Source organism: Microbacterium sp. (assembly GCF_031178525.1).
In the GTDB taxonomy this organism is placed as follows: domain Bacteria; phylum Actinomycetota; class Actinomycetes; order Actinomycetales; family Microbacteriaceae; genus Microbacterium.
This window is the reverse complement of sequence record NZ_JAPSJA010000007.1, coordinates 1-15,979: the sequence shown is the minus strand read 5'-3', so window position 1 is coordinate 15,979 and position 15,979 is coordinate 1. Positions and strand designations below refer to the sequence as shown.

The following is a 15,979-nucleotide window of genomic DNA, read 5'->3' as shown; positions in this document are numbered from 1 at the left end:
ATGTCGTCGTCGGGCACACAGGCCAAGGAAGTCAAGTCGCTCGTCCCCGCGCGCATGGACCGATTGCCGTGGGCCCGGTTCCACTGGATGATCGTGGTCGGACTCGGCTTCTCCTGGATCCTCGACGGCCTCGAGGTGCAGATCGTCGCCGCCAACGGCTATGCCGCCACCCTCGGCATGGGGCCCGCGGAGGTGGGTCTTGCGGGCACGTTCTAGCTGCTGGGGCAGGTCTTCGGTGCGCTGTTCTTCGGGCGCCTCACCGACCGGCTCGGTCGCAAGAAGCTGTTCATCCTCTCGCTGGCGGTGTACCTCATCGGCAGCGCCGTGGCGGGACTGTCCTTCGCCCCGTGGTTCTTCTATATCTGGCGTTTCGTCGCCGGTGCCGGAATCGGCGGCGAGTATGCGGCGATCAACTCGGCCATCGACGAGATCATCCCCTCGAGGTACCGGGGTCGGGTCGACATCGCGATCAACGGCACCTACTGGGGCGGGGCGGCGCTCGGCGCGTTCGCAAACGTCTTCTTCCTCAACACCGACATCCTTCCCGAGGACATCGGATGGCGGCTCAGCTTCTTCCTCGGCCCCGTGCTGGGGCTGCTGATCATCTGGCTGCGCCGGCACATCCCCGAGAGCCCGCGCTGGCAGATGACGCACGGCCGGGAGGCCGAGGCCGAGCGCAACGTCGACGGCATCGAGGAGCGCATCCGCCAGGAGGGCAAGGAGATCCCGCCGGTCGACGAGTCGAAGGCCATCACCGTCAAGGAATACGGGCGGGTGCCCTTTCTCGTCATCGCACGGGTGCTGTTCCGGAAGTATCCGCGCCGCACTCTCGTCGGCATCACGATGATGGTGACGCAGTCGTTCCTCTACAACGCGATCTTCTTCACCTACGCGCTCGTGCTGGAGAACTTCTACGACACTCCGCCCGCCGCGGCGTCCCAGTACTTCATCGTGTTCGCCGTCGGCAACCTCGCCGGAGCGCTTCTGCTGGGGCACTTCTTCGACACCTGGGGGCGCCGGCGGATGCTGTTCGGCACGTATGTCCTCGCCGGCCTCATCCTGCTCGCGAGCGCGTTCCTGTTCAACGCGGGGGTGCTGTCGGCCGCGACGCACACGGCGTTCTGGTGCGCGTCGTTCTTCTTCGCGTCGGCGGGAGCGTCGGCCGCCTACCTGACCGTGAGCGAGATCTTCCCGCTCGAACTGCGCAGCCAGGTGATCTCGTACGTGTTCTCGGTCGGGCAGCTCGTGGGGGCGATCGCCCCGTCCCTGTACGGCGCGCTGATCGGCGAGAGCGCCGAGACGGGCGACCGCGGCCCCCTGTTCTGGGGGTATGTCCTCGGATCCGTCATCATGATGTTCGGAGGCGTGGTCTGCGGGATCTTCGGCGTGAGCGCGGCGGGCAAGTCCCTGGAGGACATCGCCGATCCGCTCTCGCTGGTCCCGGGCGCCGAGGCGAACGTGACCGGGAACGATCCGGCGAGCGACACGAGGGATCAGCAGACGAGTCTGGGACCCGGCCGCGGCTCCACCCCCTGAGTCCTGCCGAATGGAGAACCCGTGATCCCCGAACGAGACGAGCGTCCGACGAGCGACGCGGATGTGCGGGCATCTGCCGCGGCTGACTCGACGCGCGTGCCGTGGGCCGCGGTGGGGGTGTTCGCGGCAGTCGCTTTCGGGCTCGCCTGGCTCGTCGCACTCCCGCTCTGGTTCGGTGACGGTCTGGCCTCGCCGCTCGCGGGCGTGATCCTCACGACGATGATGTTCGCGCCCGCCGTGGCGACCCTCGTGGTGACGTTCGCGTTGCGCAAGCCCGCGGGCGGACAGCGCCTGCGGGCGCTCGGCATGTGGCCGCTGCGACCTGTCGGGCGCACGGTGGCGTTCGCGGTCGCAGCGATCTTCGTGCCGCCGCTCATCATCGGCGTCGCGGTCGTGGTCTCGGCGGCGCTGGGCCTCGTGCGGCTCGACCTGGAGGGCTTCTCCGGGCTGGCGAGTCAGCTGGAGCAGTCGGGCGTGGACCCCACCGGGATCCCGATGGCCGCGATCGCGATCAGCCAGCTGGTCTCGATCCCGATCGGCGCGGTGATCAACTCGGTCTTCGCGTTCGGCGAGGAGCTCGGATGGCGCGGCTGGCTGCTGAACGCCCTGCGGCCGCTCGGCACCTGGCCGGCGTTGCTCGTGAGCGGCGCGATGTGGGGTCTCTGGCACGCGCCGGTCATCCTGCTGGGTTACAACTTCGCGCGCCCGGATCTGCTGGGGGTGCTGCTCATGGTCGGCGGCTGCGTGGCCTGGGGCGTGCTGCTCGGCTGGAGCCGCCTGCGAACGGGCAGTGTGTGGCCGGCCGTGCTCGGTCACGGGGCGATCAACGCGGCCGCCGGCCTGCTGATCGTGTTCGCCGCCGCCGGGCAGCCGCTCGACGCCGCCATAGTCGGCCCCCTCGGGGTCGTCGTCTGGGGTGTGCTCGCGCTGGTCGTCGGGATCCTGGTCCTGGCGGGCCAGTTCCGCCGCGGCGCTCTCGAGCCACCCGCAGCCGGCTGACCGGAACCCTTGACGGTCGCCGGCGTGCCCGCTGGGATGACGGCATGGAACCGACTCCCGAGAACTGGGCCGCCGCCGACCGCTGGCTCTCCGAAGCGCTCGTCGGGCATGATCCCGCGCTCGAGGAGGGCCTCGCGGCGCAGCAGGCCGCGGGGCTGCCGGCGATCGAGGTCGCTCCGCTCGCAGGCAAGATGCTGCATCTGCTGACCCGGATCAGCGGCGCCCGTCGTGTGCTCGAGATCGGCACCCTCGGCGGCTACTCGACGACCTGGCTGGCTCGCGCGCTGCCCGACGACGGACGGGTCGTCACGATCGAGGCCGAGCCGGCGAACGCGGAGGTCGCCCGCAGCAACCTCGCCCGCGCAGGAGTTGCCGAGCGCGTGGAGATCCGGACCGGCCGCGGCGCCGAAGTCCTGCCGACGCTCGAGGGCCCCTTCGACCTGGTGTTCATCGACGCCGACAAGGAGTCCAACACCACGTACCTCGACTGGGCCGCGCGGCTCGGCAGGCCGGGAACGGTCGTCGTGCTGGACAACATCGGGCGCGACGGGGAGATCGTGCGCGACGACTCCGAGGATCCGAAGGTGCGCGGCACGCGCGATGCGCTGGAGATGCTCGGATCGGATCCGCGCTTCGACGCCACCGCGTTGCAGACGGTGGGCGTCAAGGGCTGGGACGGCGTCGCGATCGCCGTGATCAGGGCTTCGGCGGTTCCGCGCGGCACCTCGTCCTGAGCGCGTCGCGGGGGAGCCATAGACTGGCCGCGGGGGCGTGCGGGCCCCGCACCCTCCACTGAAGCGTCCACCGAGAGGAAGTCATTCCGTGGCACTGATCGAAGCTGTAGGCGCGCGCGAGATCCTGGATTCGCGCGGCAACCCGACCGTCGAGGTGGAGGTGCTCCTCGACGACGGCATCGTGCAGCGCGCCGCCGTCCCGTCGGGAGCGTCCACGGGCGCATTCGAGGCATACGAGCTGCGCGACGGCGACAAGGGCCGTTACGCCGGCAAGGGCGTCCAGAAGGCCGTCGATGCGGTCATCGACGAGCTCGGCCCCGCGATCGAAGGTCTGGACGCGAGCGACCAGCGCCTCATCGACCAGGCGCTCATCGAGGCCGACGGCACGCCGAACAAGCAGCGCACGGGCGCCAACGCGATCCTCGGCATCAGCCTCGCCGTGGCGAAGGCCGCGGCCGACAGCGCCGACCTGCCGCTGTTCCGCTACATCGGCGGCCCGAACGCCCACATCCTCCCGGTGCCCGCGCTCAACGTCATCAACGGCGGCGCGCACGCCGACACGGGCGTCGACATGCAGGAGTTCTTCCTCGTGCCGCTCGGCGCCGAGTCGTTCAGCGAGGCGCTGCGCTGGGGCACCGAGACGTACCACGTGCTCAAGAGCGAGCTGAAGGCCGGCGGCTACGCCACGGGCCTCGGCGATGAGGGCGGCTTCGCGCCCGACCTTCCCAGCAACCGCGAGGCGCTGGACTTCCTCATGAAGGCGATCGAGAAGGCCGGTTACAAGCCCGGCACCGACATCGCCGTGGGTCTGGATGTCGCGGCCACCGAGTTCTTCGAGAACGGCGTGTACCGCTTCGAGGGCAAGGAGTGGTCGAGCGAGCAGCTCACGGGCTACTACGAGGAGCTGCTGGCCGACTTCCCGCTCGTCACGATCGAGGACGCGCTCGCCGAGGACGACTGGGACGGCTGGAAGGCCCTGACCGACCGCATCGGCTCGAAGGTGCAGCTGGTGGGCGACGACCTGTTCGTCACCAACCCGCAGCGACTTGCCGACGGCATCAAGCGCGGCGTCGCGAACTCGCTGCTGTGCAAGGTGAACCAGATCGGCTCCCTCACCGAGACGCTCGACGCGGTCGCGCTGGCCCAGAACTCGGGCTACACCGTGATGATGTCGCACCGCTCCGGCGAGACCGAGGACACCACGATCGCCGACCTCGCGGTCGCCGTGAACGCAGGGCAGATCAAGTCGGGCGCGCCTGCTCGCAGCGACCGGGTGGCGAAATACAATCAGCTTCTGCGCATCGAGGAGGAGCTCGGCTCCGCCGCCGTGTTCGCGGGCCGCAGCGCCTACCCGCGATTCACCGCGTAAGCACTGACGATCGAGGAAGGGGGAGCCGTGAGCAGGAAGACGGCTCCCTCTTCCGCGTCCCGGGGCCTTCCGCGCCGCGCGGCTGATGCACGGGAGTGGCTGGGCGGCATCCGCTTCTCGGGGTTCACGGCGATCATGCTGGGTCTCGTGGTGCTCGGCGTCGCCGTGCTCTCGCCGACCGTCGCCACGTATGTCGAGCAGCGGCAGAAGATCGCCGCGATGCAGGAGTCGGTGCAGGTCACGAAGGACGAGATCGCCGCGCTCGAGCGCGAGCGGGAGCGCTGGAAGGACCCCGCGTACATCACGACGCAGGCCCGCGAGCGGCTCTACTACGTCAAGCCGGGAGAGGTGCGCTTCCTCGTGATCGACGATCTCGAGGAGGCCGAGACGCCGCAGGACCCTAAGCCGGTCAGCTCCGAGGTCGAGGAGAAGTCCTCCGACTGGACCGGCAGCCTGCTGAGGTCGGTGGTGGGCGCCGGCACCGCGGAGACGGCGATGGAGATCACGATCGGCGTGCCGGACGACCCCGCCGTCACCGAGACCCCGGCACGCTGATCCCCGTTCTGATCCCGCCCGCGATGCGTGCGACGCGCTCGCCTGCGGGGGATCGTTCAGGAGGCCGCCGGTAGCCTGAAAGGGTGACGACGACTCCCTTCGAACCTGTGCGCCCGGTCGACATCGAGGTCGTCTCGTCGCAGCTCGGCCGCGAGGCCCGCGGCGTCGTCGGCATCGCCGCGCGCTGCGTGTGCGGCAATCCCACGGTCGTGGCGACGTCGCCGCGACTGCCTGACGGCACACCGTTCCCCACCTTCTACTACCTCACGCACCCGGCCGCGACGGCGGAGATGTCGCGACTGGAAGCGGGGCAGCTCATGCCCGAGCTCGCCGCCCGCCTGGACGCCGAACCCGAGTACGCGGCCCAGTACCGGCGTGCGCATGAGGCCTATCTCGCCGACCGCGCGGCGTTCGGCGACGTGCCCGAGATCGACGGCATCTCGGCAGGCGGGATGCCGACCCGCGTGAAGTGCCTGCACGCCCTCGCGGGACACGCGCTCGCCGCGGGCCCCGGCGTGAACCCGGTCGGCGATGCGGCGCTCGAGCGATCCGCGTGGTCGCCGCAGCGCTGCGAGTGCGCCGAACCGGGGAAGGCCGGATGAGGCGGGTCGCTCGTCTGGCGTCATTCGCGCTCGCCGCGGTGCTGCTGACCGGCGCAGCCCCGACGCCGACGCCGGCGACCACTCCCGATCCCGAGGAGACGGCTGCGCCGACGATCCGCGATCGCCAGTACTGGCTCAACGACTACGGCGTCCGCCGGGCGTGGCGGACGACGCAGGGCGAGGGCGCGACGATCGCCGTGATCGACACGGGCATCGTGGACGGCCCCGAGGAGTTCGAGGAGGCCGTCGTCGGCGGGACGGACGTCTCGGGCGTGGGCACGCCCGACGGCCGCACGCCGGTCGACGTCGTCAATCGCAATCACGGCAGCTGGGTGGCCTCCCTCGCCGCCGCACGCGGCGGCCGCGACACGGACAAGATGATCGGCGTCGCGCCGGAGGCGGATCTGCTGTCGGTGTCGCTGGGATTCGGCGACTCGGCGACCGTGCCGTTCGCGCAGCAGGTCGCGGACGCGATGATCTGGTCGGTCGACCACGGTGCCGATGTCATCAACCTCTCGTTCACGACGAACCAGAAGGCCTGGGACGAGTCGTGGGACGATGCGTTCCTCTACGCGATGCAGAACGACGTCGTGGTCGTGGTGGCCGCGGGAAACCGCGGCGCCGGCACGCAGTCGGTGGGTGCACCGGCGACCATCCCCGGCGTGCTGACCGTCGCCGGCGTCACCCCCGAGGGAGAAGCGAGCTTCGAGGCATCCACCCAGGGCATCACGATCGGCGTCTCGGCACCGAGCGAGAAGCTGCTCGGCATCTCGGCCGACGGTGTCGTGAAGGAGTGGAAGGGCACGAGCGGCGCCGCGCCGATCGTGTCGGGCATCGCGGCTCTGGTGCGTGCGGCACATCCCGACATGAGCGCTGTGGACGTGATCAACCGCATCATCAAGACGGCGCGGATGCCCAAGGGCGTCTCCCAGGTGCCCGATCCGTTCTACGGCTACGGACTCGTGAACGCGGCGGCGGCGGTGAGCGCCGACGTGGCGCCCGTGACGGAGAACCCGATGGGGGACCTCGGTCGCTGGATCGAGGTCAATCGCCGTCAGCAGGCCGCGCCGCAGCCGGCGCCCACCGTGACCCCGGTCGAGATCCCGCCCCTGCCGCCCGCGGATCCGCCCGCCGAGGCCGGATCATCGTTCCTGCCTTCGGAGGACGAACTGCGCTCCGGCACCCTGCCGCTCGTCGCCCTCACCGGCGCTGGTATCCTCGTGGTGCTGGGCGTCATCGCGGCCGTGCGACGCGTCCGCTCGGCCCGTGTGCGGCGGTCCCCGAGCAAACCCTGACTCAAGGAGTTCTTCACTCGTGCCCAAGATTCTCATCGTCGGCGGCGGTTACGCGGGTTTCTACACCGCGTGGAAGCTCGAGAAGCACCTGCGTCGCGGGGAGGCGGAGGTCGTCATGGTCGACCCGCTTCCGTACATGACGTATCTGCCGTTCCTGCCCGAGGTCGCGGCGGGATCCATCGAGGCGCGCCACACCGTGGTGTCTCACCGCCGTCACCTCAAGCGCACGAAGCTCATCACGGCCAAGGTGACCGGCATCGACCACGCCAACAAGACGGCGACGATCTCGCCCGAGGGCGCAGAGCCGTACCAGCTGACGTACGACCACATCGTGGTCACGGCCGGATCCGTCTCGCGCACGTTCCCGATCCCGGGCATCGCCGAGAACGCGGTCGGCCTGAAGTCGGTCGAGGAGGCCGTCTACGTCCGCGACACGCTGATCTCGAACTTCGAGAAGGCCTCCGCGCTCCCCGTCGGCGACCCGCTGCGCCAGCGCCTGCTCACGACGATCGTCGTGGGCGGCGGATTCGCGGGCATCGAGACGTTCGCCGAGCTGCGCTCGCTCGCGTCGTCGCTCCTGGGCAAGTTCGAGGAGATCTCGTTCGAGGAGACGCAGTTCCACCTCATCGAGGCCATGGGGCGCATCATGCCCGAGGTGTCGCTGCCCACGAGCGAGTGGGTGCTCAAGGACCTCGCTCGCCGCGGGGCGAACGTGCACCTCGAGACGCAGGTCACCAGTGCGGTGGACGGCGTCGTGGAGACCTCCACGGGCGACACCTACCCGGCCGGGCTGATCGTCTGGACCGCGGGCGTCATGGCGAACCCCGTCGTCGTGCGCGGCGGTGACCTGCCGACCGAGCCGCGCGGCCGCATCACCACGCTCGCCGACCTGCGTGTCGTCGACGCCGACAAGAACGTCGTCGAGGGTGCCTGGGCCGCGGGTGACGTGGCGGCGGTTCCGGACAAGACCGGCGGCCTGCCCGACGGCACGTGCGTGCCGAACGCGCAGCACGCCGTGCGCCAGGCCAAGCGCCTCGCCAAGAACCTCACGGCGGTGCTCCGCGGCGAGCAGCCGGTGGATTACTACCACAAGAACCTCGGCGCGGTCGCGGGCCTCGGCCTGTACGACGGCGTGTTCCAGTCGGGCAAGATCGCCATCAAGGGCTTCTTCGCGTGGGTTGCGCACCGCGGCTACCACGGCCTCGCGATGCCGACGTGGGAGCGCAAGTGGCGCGTGCTGTGGGGCTGGTGGCACAACCTCTGGCTCGGTCGCGACACGGTGCAGCTCGAGGCCGTGCAGCAGCCGCGCGCGTTCTTCGAGGCGTACGCCTCCCGCCCGAAGCCGCCGGTGGAGACGGCCGTCGAGCCCGAGAAGGTGCCGGCCTCGGCGAAGTGACGCCGAGCTCGCCGGAGAGCCGCCACATCCCCGCGGGGAGGTGGCGGCTCTCGTCGTTCGCGCCGGTAGCGTGGACGAGCCCCCCGTAGCCCAATCGGCAGAGGCAGGCGACTTAAACTCGCCGCAGTCTGGGTTCGAATCCCAGCGGGGGGACCACGCGGCGGTGTTCCTCCTTGCCCAGCCGCGCACACGTCGTCGGACCGCGGCGCGCGATGCGCCCCCTTCGATGGTCGGCGACGTCCGCCGGATGGCCGACGCGGCGCGTCGAGCGGCGCGTCTAGTATGGGGGCATCACCGAGGGGGGCTACCCGATGGAATGGCTGATTCCTGTTGTCATCGTGCTGGCGGTCGTCGTCATCGCGGGCATCTACCTGTGGGCGACGTATAACTCGCTCGTACAGCTCAATGTGCGTGTCGACGAGGCGTGGAGCGACATCACCGTGCAGCTCAAGCGGCGGGCCGATCTGATCCCCAACCTCATCGAGGCGGTCAAGGGATACGCGGCTCACGAGAAGGCCGTGTTCGAGAACGTGACGCGGGCGCGCGCCGAGACGCTCACCGCTCAGGGGCCTGCGGAGGCCGGCGTCGCCGAGGGGCACATCCAGCAGGCACTGAAGAACCTGTTCGCGGTCGCCGAGGCGTATCCGCAACTCCAGGCGAGCCAGAACTACCTGCAGCTGCAGCACTCGCTCGTCGACACCGAGGACAAGATCCAGGCTTCGCGGCGGTTCTACAACGGCGGCGTACGTGAGCTGAACACCAAGATCAAGGTGTTCCCGAACAACCTGTTCGCCCGCAATCTGGGCTTCACCGAGCGCGAGTTCTTCGAGGTCGTCGACGGCGCCGCGATCGCGGAGCCGCCGCGCGTGCAGTTCTGATCTCCGGGCTCTGACGATCGGCCGCGCGTCCCCTGGACGCGCGGCCGATCGCCTGCGTGCGACGGCGGCACGCCGGTGTGCGCTCAGCCGAGCGCCGCGAGGACCTCGCGTTCCTCGTCCGCGGTCAGCCCGGTTAACGCCGCATCCGGCGCCGTCTCGAGCCAGGCGAGGGTGTCGCGGGCCGTGTCGGCCATAGGTCGCGTGCGCAGCCCCGCCTGAAAGGCGGGAGCGGCCAGGTGCGTCGTCATGCCGTCGTACTCCGGACGCGGCAGCCACAGCGGCAGGGAGCGCGGCCCCATCCACGGGTTCACACCCACGCCCTCGAGCTGCGCGTCGCTGGCCCAGCGCCACCGCGGTCGCACCCCGCATCCGGCCGCGACGTCGGCGAGCACGTCGCGGATCGGGGCGGGCTCGCCGATCGCGTCGAAAACGCCCGTTGTGCGCCGCTCGGCGAGCAGCGCGACCCAGGAACCGAGGTCCCGGACGTCGATCAGCTGCACCCGATCGGACGGATCGCCCGGAGCCAGCACCACCTCTCCGTCCCGCGCGCGACGCATCCTGTCGACCCAGTACGTGAAACGGCCCGAGCGGTCGCCGGGCCCCGCGATCAGGCCCGGCCGCACGATCGCACGCGACGGCGCCTGCTCGCCGACGAGCCGCTCGCACCCGGCCTTCAGTCGGCCGTAGTCGGCCATGTCGTCGCTGTCCTCGTCGAGCGGCTCGTGCTGCGGCAGCATCCCCGGCGCACCTCCGACGGTCGCCTCGTCGGCGTAGACGCTGATCGACGAGACATAGACCCAGTGCGGGGCGCGCAGCTGGGCGAGAGCGGAGCGCACCCGCGAGGGTCGCGACGCGACGTCCACGACCGCGTCATATGCGACGCCCCCGAGCTCGGCGGGCAGGGTTGCGTCCCGATCCGCTCGCACATGACGTGCGCCGTCCGGGGGCGATCCGGTCACTCCGCGGCTGACCGTCGTCACCTCGTGACCGCGACTCAGCGCGGCTTCGGCCACCGCCCGCGAGAGGAACACGGTGCCGCCCAGCACGAGGAGTCGCATGAGCGCAGTCTGCCCCCGGGGCTCTCGCCGCTCCAGGCATGTTCGCCCCTGGCGCACCGCCCCGAGCTCGGCAAGGCTGAGGCCGTGAGCGATGACGCATCCGGCTGCATCGTGGTGGGCGGCGGCCCCGCGGGGATGATCGCGGGGCTGCTGCTCGCCCGCGCCGGGATCCCGACGACGGTGTTCGAGAAGCACGCCGACTTCCTGCGCGACTTCCGAGGAGACACGATCCACTGTTCGACCCAGCTGCTGCTGGACGAGCTCGGGCTGATGGAGCAGTTCCAGCGCATCCCGTACTCGCGGCTCGAGTCGGCCCGGGTGCCCGCCGCCGACGGCACGCTGGCGACGATCGCGGACTTCCGCCGGCTGCGCCATCCGTATCCCTACATCGCGGTCGCTCCGCAGTGGGACTTCCTCGACGTGATCGCGGATGCCGGTCGCGCGGAACCGCACTTCCACCTCCGGATGCACACCGAGGTGACGGGGCTGGTCCGGCGTGGCGACCGGATCACCGGGGTGCGCTTCGTCGACCACGCGACGGGGGAGGAGGGCGAGCAGGAAGCCCTGCTCACGATCGCGGCGGACGGGCGCGGATCGCGGGTACGGCACCTCGCCGGGCTCGATGTCCACGAGTTCGGCGCGCCGCTGGACGTGCTCTGGTTCCGGATCCCGGTGAACGGCGGCGAAGGCCAACCCGCGGGGATCGGGCAGTCGCTCACGCCGCGCGGGGCGCACGGCCGACTGCTGGTCCTGATCCCGCGCGGCGGATACGTGCAGGCGGGCCTCCTCATCCCGAAGGGCGAGGAGGCGGCGATCCGCGCGGAGGGGGTCGACGCCTTCCGCGCCACGGTCGCCGCCGCCGTGCCCGAGCTCGCCGCGGCGGCCGCCGCTCTGCGGCTGGAGGACGTGCACGGGCTCGATGTGCGACTGAACCGCGCGCGGCGCTGGTGGACTCGGGGCCTGCTGTGCATCGGCGACGCCGCGCACGCGATGTCGCCGGTCGCCGGGGTCGGCGTGAATCTGGCGGTGCAGGACGGCGTCGCTGCCGCGCGGCTGCTCGCGGGACCGTTGCGCACGGGCCGCATGAGCGATGATCGCGTGGCTGCCGTACAGCGCCGGCGGGTGGTCCCCACCGCCGTGACGCAGTTCGCGCAGCGGATCGCGCATCGCGGTCTGCGACGCGCGTTCCGCGTGGGGTGGACACCGGTCGTGCCGATGCCGCTCGCTCGGCTGCTTCGCGTGCTGCCCGGGCTCGCGGCGATCCCCGCCCGGCTCATCGGCGTCGGGGCGCTGCCTGAGCACGCCCCGGACTTCGCGCGGCGCTGATCGGCTCAGGCGACGTCGAGATCCGGCTCGAGGGCGGGGCGCTCGTGACGCGCGGCGTCGGGCATCACGAAGGCCAGGTCGGCGGTCGCGTCGCCCCAGGTCGAGATCGAGACATGAGCGAGCCCCTGCCACGCCGCCGCCTCGCGCAGCGCCACGGCCACCCGCTCGGCGGTGTTCGCGGGTACGCCGACCTCCCACCACGCCGACTGCACGAGGAGTGTGGCGGCCGGGCGGTCGGCCTTGAGATCGACGCGTCCGACGACACGGTCGTCGACCAGCACGGGCAGGGAGTAGTAGCCGAACCGGCGCTTCGGAGCCGGCGTGTAGATCTCGATGCGGTAGTCGAAGCCGAACAGTCGCTCCGCGCGTTCACGGAACCAGACGACCGGATCGAACGGCGTCAGCACGGTCGCCGCCTCGATGCGGCGAGGAAGGACGGCATCACGATGCACCCACGCAGGCAGAGGGGCCGCGCCGCGCGTCCAGCCGTCGACTTTCACGGGCGCGAGCTCCCCCGCATCCACCAGGTCCTGCACCGCGGCGAGCACGGCACGGCGATCACGAATGCGGTAGTAGTCGGCGAGGTCGGACGCCGCCGCGACGCCCGAGGCTCGGGCGGCACGACGGACGAGCTCGCGGATGGCGACATCGCGCGGCACCGGGGCGTCCAGCAGCGGCGCCGGGACGACGTCCCGGGCGAGCGCGTAGCGGCGCTCGAAGCCCCGTCGCCCCGCGATCGCCACCTCTCCGAAGCGCCACATCAGCTCGAGTGCGCGTTTGACGACGTCCCAGTCCCACCATGGGCCGCGGCGCCCGCGATGCGCGTCCGACTCGATCTGCGCGGGACGAAGGGGGCCGCGCGATGCGAGCTCATCGCGCACCCAGGCGACGGTGGCTGCGTTCTCGGCGTACCAGCTTCGCGGTCCGCCGTACTTGGCGCGCATGGCGTCCATCCGGAACCGCCACAGCGGCCAGTCCTCGACCGGCAGGAACGTCGCCTCGTGCGCGAGGTACTCGACGTACGCACCGGCGCTGCGCGGTTGTCCACCGGGACCGTGCCGCAGGACCAGCCGATCGAGATCGCCGGGATCGTATGCACCGAGACGAGAGAAGAGCGGCACGTAGTGCGAGCGGGCGAAGACGTTGACCGAGTCGATCTGCAGCACGCCCATGCGCGCGATCGCGCCGTTGAGCTGGCGGACACCGGGCGCGGCCGGCCGGGGTCGGGCGAACCCCTGAGCGGCGAGCGCGACGCGACGGGCCTCGGGGAGCGACAGGTGCGACTTCACGCGCCTCACGCTACTCACGGCTACGGACATATTCCGGACGCGGATCGCGCCCCGATCTAGACTGACCGGAATGAGCGACGACAAGCCTCGCACCGGCTTCTGGGACGTGTTCCGCTCCCGGCCCGCAGAATCGCACGCGCCCCTGAGCGCGGCGACGGCGGGGCAGGGCGCGGAGTCCGGCGTGCCCGCGGGTCTGCGCATCGCGACGGCGTACGCATGGCGATTCCTCGTCGTCGCGGCCGCGGTGGGCGTGGTCGTATGGCTCGTGATCCAGTTCAAGCTCCTCGTGATCCCGCTGCTCGTCGCGATCCTGATCACCGCGCTCGTGTGGCCCGCGCTGTCGTGGCTGCTGCGACACCGCGTGCCGCACTGGGCGGCGATCGCCCTCACCCTGCTCGGCACCATCGCGATCGTCGGCGCTCTCGTGTGGCTCGTGGCGTGGCAGGTGTCGCGGGAGTTCGGGGGAGTGCGCAACCGCGTGCTCGAGGCGGTCGACGAGCTGCGAATCTTCCTCGTGAGCATCGGCGTGTCCGAGGCCGAGATCAACGGCTACATCCAGGACGGCTTCGACCTGCTGCAGACGGAGGCCGCGACGCTGTGGAGCGGCGCGCTCGCATTGGGGTCCACCGTGGGGCACTTCGCCGCCGGAGCGCTGCTGACGCTGTTCGCGCTGATCTGCATCCTGGCCGACGGCGGCGGGATCTGGGGCTGGACGGTGCGGCTGTTCCCGGCGCAGGCCCGCACCGCGGTCGACCGGGCCGCGCGCAACGGCTGGCGGACGGTCATCAACTACGCGCGCACCCAGCTTCTCGTGGCGACGATCGACGCCGTGGGGATCGGCCTCGGTGCGTTCCTGCTGCAGGTGCCGCTGGCGATCCCCATCGCGGTGATGGTGTTCCTCGGCTCGTTCGTACCGTTGGTCGGCGCGATCGTGACGGGCGCCGTGGCCGTGTTCATCGCACTCGTGTACAACGGCCCCTTGATCGCGCTCGCGATGCTGGCGGTCGTCCTCGCGGTGCAGCAGATCGAGAGCCACGTCCTGCAGCCGATCTTGATGGGATCCGCCGTGAAGGTGCATCCGCTCGCCGTCGTGATGGTCGTCGCAGGCGGCTCCATGATCGCGGGCATCCCGGGCGCGCTGTTCGCCGTGCCGCTCGCCGCCTTCGTGAACGTCGTGGCGGTGACCATCTCCAGCGGGTCCTGGCGCACCGGTGCGCCGGTGCCCGCAGATCGCCTGATCTGGGACACCGTCCCCAAGACAATCCGACCGGCGCGACCGGCTGGCACGGCCGCCGGCGATCCGGCACCGAAGAACGGAACCACCGCGTGACGACCCTCGACCCCACCCAGCACGCCGTCGGCCCGCAGCCGGTGCCGGTCATCCCGACCCTGCCCGAGTTCGAGACCGCCGCGCGAAGCCTCGAGGGCGTCATCAACCACACCCCGCTCGAGTACTCGCTGCATCTGAGCGAGGTGCTGGGTGCCCCCGTGCACCTCAAGCTCGAGAACCTGCAGCGCACCGGCTCGTTCAAGGTGCGCGGCGCTACCTACCGCCTCGCGCAGCTGACGCCGGAGGAGCGGGCACGCGGCGTCGTCGCCGCCTCGGCGGGCAATCATGCGCAGGGCGTCGCGCTCGGAGCGCAGCAGCTGGGCATCCCCGCGACGATCTACATGCCGCTGGGTGTGCCGGTGCCCAAGCTGCTCGCGACGCGCGGCTACGGCGCCGAGGTGGTGCTGGAGGGCCCAACGGTGGCGGTCGCGCTCGAGCGCGCGGCGGAGCACGCCGAGCGCACAGGCGCCGTGCTGATCCACCCGTTCGATCACCGGGACGTCGTGATCGGGCAGGGCACGCTCGGCCTCGAGATCATGGACGACGCACCGGACGTCACGACGATCGTCGTCGGCATCGGCGGCGGCGGCCTCATCGCCGGCATCGCGGCCGCGGCGAAGGCGCGTGCGGCGGACGAGGGCCGCGAGGTGCGCGTGATCGGCGTGCAGGCCGAGAACGCCGCGCCCTACCCCGTTTCGCTCGAGGCGGGACATCCCGTCCGCATTACGACGCAGCCGACGATCGCGGACGGCATCCTCGTCGACCGGCCCGGCGACGTGCCGTTCGCGGTGATCAGCGAGCTCGTCGACGAGGTCGTGACGGTCACGGACGACGACATCGCCCGCGCGCTGCTGGTGCTGCTCGAGCGCGCCAAGGTGGTCGTGGAGCCGGCGGGGGCCGTCGGCGTTGCGGCGATCCTGGCGGGCAAGGTCACCGCTGCGGGACCGACCGTGGCCGTGCTGTCGGGAGGCAACATCGACCCGCTGCTGCTGCAGCGCGTGGTCGCGCACGGTCTGGCCGCGTCGGGACGCTACATGACGATCCGGATCCCGCTGCCCGACCGCCCCGGCCAGCTCGCGCGCGTCTCGGAGCTGCTCGCGGAGGCGGGCGCGAACGTGATCGAGGTGCTGCACACCCGCCACGGCCAGGGCCTGCAGATCAGCGAGGTCGTGCTGCAGATCTCGGTCGAGACCCGCGGTCAGGAGCACCGCGAGCTGACGCTGCAGATCCTGCGCGATGCGGGATTCCGCCCCGAGGTATTGCCCGACTGAGATGCTCCCGCGGCGCGTGCTTCGCCGTGGTGAATCCGAGGGCTGACAGCAGACGGCCCCGCTCCGAGGAGCGGGGCCGTCTTGGTATGCGAGGGGGAGTCAGCCGGTAAAGGTCTCGACCTTGACGATCTCGACGGCGATGTCCTTGCCGTTCGGGGCCTTGTAGGAGGTCTTGTCGCCCTCCTTGAGCCCGAGGATGGCGGCCCCCAGCGGCGACTGCTCGCTGTACACATCGAGGTCGGTGCCGCCCGCGATCTCGCGGCTGCCGAGCAGGAAGCGCTCCTGGTCGCCGAGCACCAGCGCCGTGACGACGGTGCCCGACTGCACGGTGCCGTCGGACT

Annotated in this window: 16 protein-coding genes and 1 tRNA gene; 14 read left to right on the top strand and 3 right to left on the bottom strand. The window is 71.0% G+C overall.

The window, feature by feature from the left end:
• The 11 genes from RIF89_RS01320 to RIF89_RS01270 all read left to right on the top strand — a co-directional run bounded on the left by RIF89_RS01320 (position 1) and on the right by RIF89_RS01270 (position 9,364).
• Positions 1 to 216 carry a hypothetical protein gene (locus RIF89_RS01320; RefSeq protein ID WP_309067358.1) on the top strand — a complete coding sequence of 72 codons (216 nt, stop codon included), beginning with the start codon at positions 1 to 3 and terminating at the stop codon, positions 214 to 216.
• The gene (locus RIF89_RS01315) at positions 217 to 1,536 is read left to right on the top strand and encodes an MFS transporter (RefSeq protein ID WP_309067373.1); all 1,320 of its coding nucleotides are present in this window, start codon (positions 217 to 219) and stop codon (positions 1,534 to 1,536) included. It begins immediately after the preceding gene.
• A 21-nt stretch (positions 1,537 to 1,557) separates the two neighbouring features.
• A complete protein-coding gene (locus RIF89_RS01310; protein ID WP_309067357.1) occupies positions 1,558 to 2,535 on the top strand; it encodes a CPBP family intramembrane glutamic endopeptidase in 978 nt (325 codons plus the stop codon).
• Between the two features lie 44 nt (positions 2,536 to 2,579).
• On the top strand, positions 2,580 to 3,269 hold the full coding sequence (locus tag RIF89_RS01305) for an O-methyltransferase (protein ID WP_309067356.1): 690 nt from the start codon (positions 2,580 to 2,582) through the stop codon (positions 3,267 to 3,269).
• Positions 3,270 to 3,357: 88 nt separating this feature from the next.
• Positions 3,358 to 4,638 carry a phosphopyruvate hydratase gene (eno, locus tag RIF89_RS01300; protein ID WP_309067355.1) on the top strand — a complete coding sequence of 427 codons (1,281 nt, stop codon included), beginning with the start codon at positions 3,358 to 3,360 and terminating at the stop codon, positions 4,636 to 4,638.
• Positions 4,639 to 4,665: 27 nt separating this feature from the next.
• Entirely contained in the window at positions 4,666 to 5,193 is a 528-nt protein-coding gene (locus RIF89_RS01295) for a septum formation initiator family protein (protein ID WP_309067354.1), read from the top strand.
• Positions 5,194 to 5,276: 83 nt separating this feature from the next.
• Positions 5,277 to 5,795: a DUF501 domain-containing protein gene (locus tag RIF89_RS01290; protein WP_309067353.1), complete on the top strand. Its 519-nt coding sequence runs from the start codon at positions 5,277 to 5,279 to the stop codon at positions 5,793 to 5,795.
• On the top strand, positions 5,792 to 7,090 hold the full coding sequence (locus RIF89_RS01285; RefSeq protein WP_309067352.1) for a S8 family serine peptidase: 1,299 nt from the start codon (positions 5,792 to 5,794) through the stop codon (positions 7,088 to 7,090). The genes RIF89_RS01290 and RIF89_RS01285 overlap by 4 nt, the downstream gene beginning before the upstream one ends.
• Before the next feature lie 19 nt (positions 7,091 to 7,109).
• Positions 7,110 to 8,486, top strand: a complete 1,377-nt coding sequence (locus tag RIF89_RS01280) for an NAD(P)/FAD-dependent oxidoreductase (protein ID WP_309067351.1) — start codon at positions 7,110 to 7,112, stop codon at positions 8,484 to 8,486.
• A 79-nt stretch (positions 8,487 to 8,565) separates the two neighbouring features.
• A tRNA-Leu gene (locus tag RIF89_RS01275) sits at positions 8,566 to 8,642 on the top strand.
• A gap of 155 nt (positions 8,643 to 8,797) precedes the next feature.
• Complete coding sequence (locus tag RIF89_RS01270; RefSeq protein ID WP_309067350.1) at positions 8,798 to 9,364, top strand: LemA family protein; 567 nt, start codon at positions 8,798 to 8,800, stop codon at positions 9,362 to 9,364.
• An 83-nt stretch (positions 9,365 to 9,447) separates the two neighbouring features.
• Here the strand turns inward: RIF89_RS01270 and RIF89_RS01265 are convergent, their stop codons facing one another.
• Complete coding sequence (locus RIF89_RS01265; protein ID WP_309067349.1) at positions 9,448 to 10,422, bottom strand: NAD-dependent epimerase/dehydratase family protein; 975 nt, start codon at positions 10,420 to 10,422, stop codon at positions 9,448 to 9,450.
• 84 nt (positions 10,423 to 10,506) lie between these two features.
• On the opposite strand from RIF89_RS01265, the gene RIF89_RS01260 reads away from it, so the two are divergent.
• On the top strand, positions 10,507 to 11,748 hold the full coding sequence (locus RIF89_RS01260) for an FAD-dependent oxidoreductase (RefSeq protein WP_309067348.1): 1,242 nt from the start codon (positions 10,507 to 10,509) through the stop codon (positions 11,746 to 11,748).
• A gap of 5 nt (positions 11,749 to 11,753) precedes the next feature.
• Here RIF89_RS01260 and RIF89_RS01255 read toward each other — a convergent pair whose 3' ends face one another.
• Positions 11,754 to 13,037 carry a DNA glycosylase AlkZ-like family protein gene (locus RIF89_RS01255; RefSeq protein ID WP_309067347.1) on the bottom strand — a complete coding sequence of 428 codons (1,284 nt, stop codon included), beginning with the start codon at positions 13,035 to 13,037 and terminating at the stop codon, positions 11,754 to 11,756.
• Positions 13,038 to 13,107: 70 nt separating this feature from the next.
• Here RIF89_RS01255 and RIF89_RS01250 point away from each other — a divergent pair, with 70 nt between their 5' ends.
• Together RIF89_RS01250 and ilvA are read left to right on the top strand one after the other, a co-directional pair.
• Complete coding sequence (locus RIF89_RS01250) at positions 13,108 to 14,367, top strand: AI-2E family transporter (protein WP_309067346.1); 1,260 nt, start codon at positions 13,108 to 13,110, stop codon at positions 14,365 to 14,367.
• Entirely contained in the window at positions 14,364 to 15,638 is a 1,275-nt protein-coding gene (ilvA, locus tag RIF89_RS01245; protein WP_375294414.1) for a threonine ammonia-lyase, read from the top strand. The genes RIF89_RS01250 and ilvA overlap by 4 nt, the downstream gene beginning before the upstream one ends.
• 99 nt (positions 15,639 to 15,737) lie before the next feature.
• Here the strand turns inward: ilvA and RIF89_RS01240 are convergent.
• Positions 15,738 to 15,979, bottom strand: a 242-nt coding sequence (locus RIF89_RS01240) for a GreA/GreB family elongation factor (RefSeq protein ID WP_309067345.1), incomplete at its 5' end; no start/stop codon positions are given.

Coding starts and splice junctions, on each gene's coding strand:
- RIF89_RS01320 (WP_309067358.1), top strand. CDS start 1: ATGTCGTCGTCGGGCACACAGGCCAAGGAAGTCAAGTCGCTCGTCCCC.
- RIF89_RS01305 (WP_309067356.1), top strand. CDS start 2,580: ATGGAACCGACTCCCGAGAACTGGGCCGCCGCCGACCGCTGGCTCTCC.
- RIF89_RS01285 (WP_309067352.1), top strand. CDS start 5,792: ATGAGGCGGGTCGCTCGTCTGGCGTCATTCGCGCTCGCCGCGGTGCTG.
- RIF89_RS01270 (WP_309067350.1), top strand. CDS start 8,798: ATGGAATGGCTGATTCCTGTTGTCATCGTGCTGGCGGTCGTCGTCATC.
- RIF89_RS01265 (WP_309067349.1), bottom strand. CDS start 10,422: ATGCGACTCCTCGTGCTGGGCGGCACCGTGTTCCTCTCGCGGGCGGTG.
- RIF89_RS01250 (WP_309067346.1), top strand. CDS start 13,108: ATGAGCGACGACAAGCCTCGCACCGGCTTCTGGGACGTGTTCCGCTCC.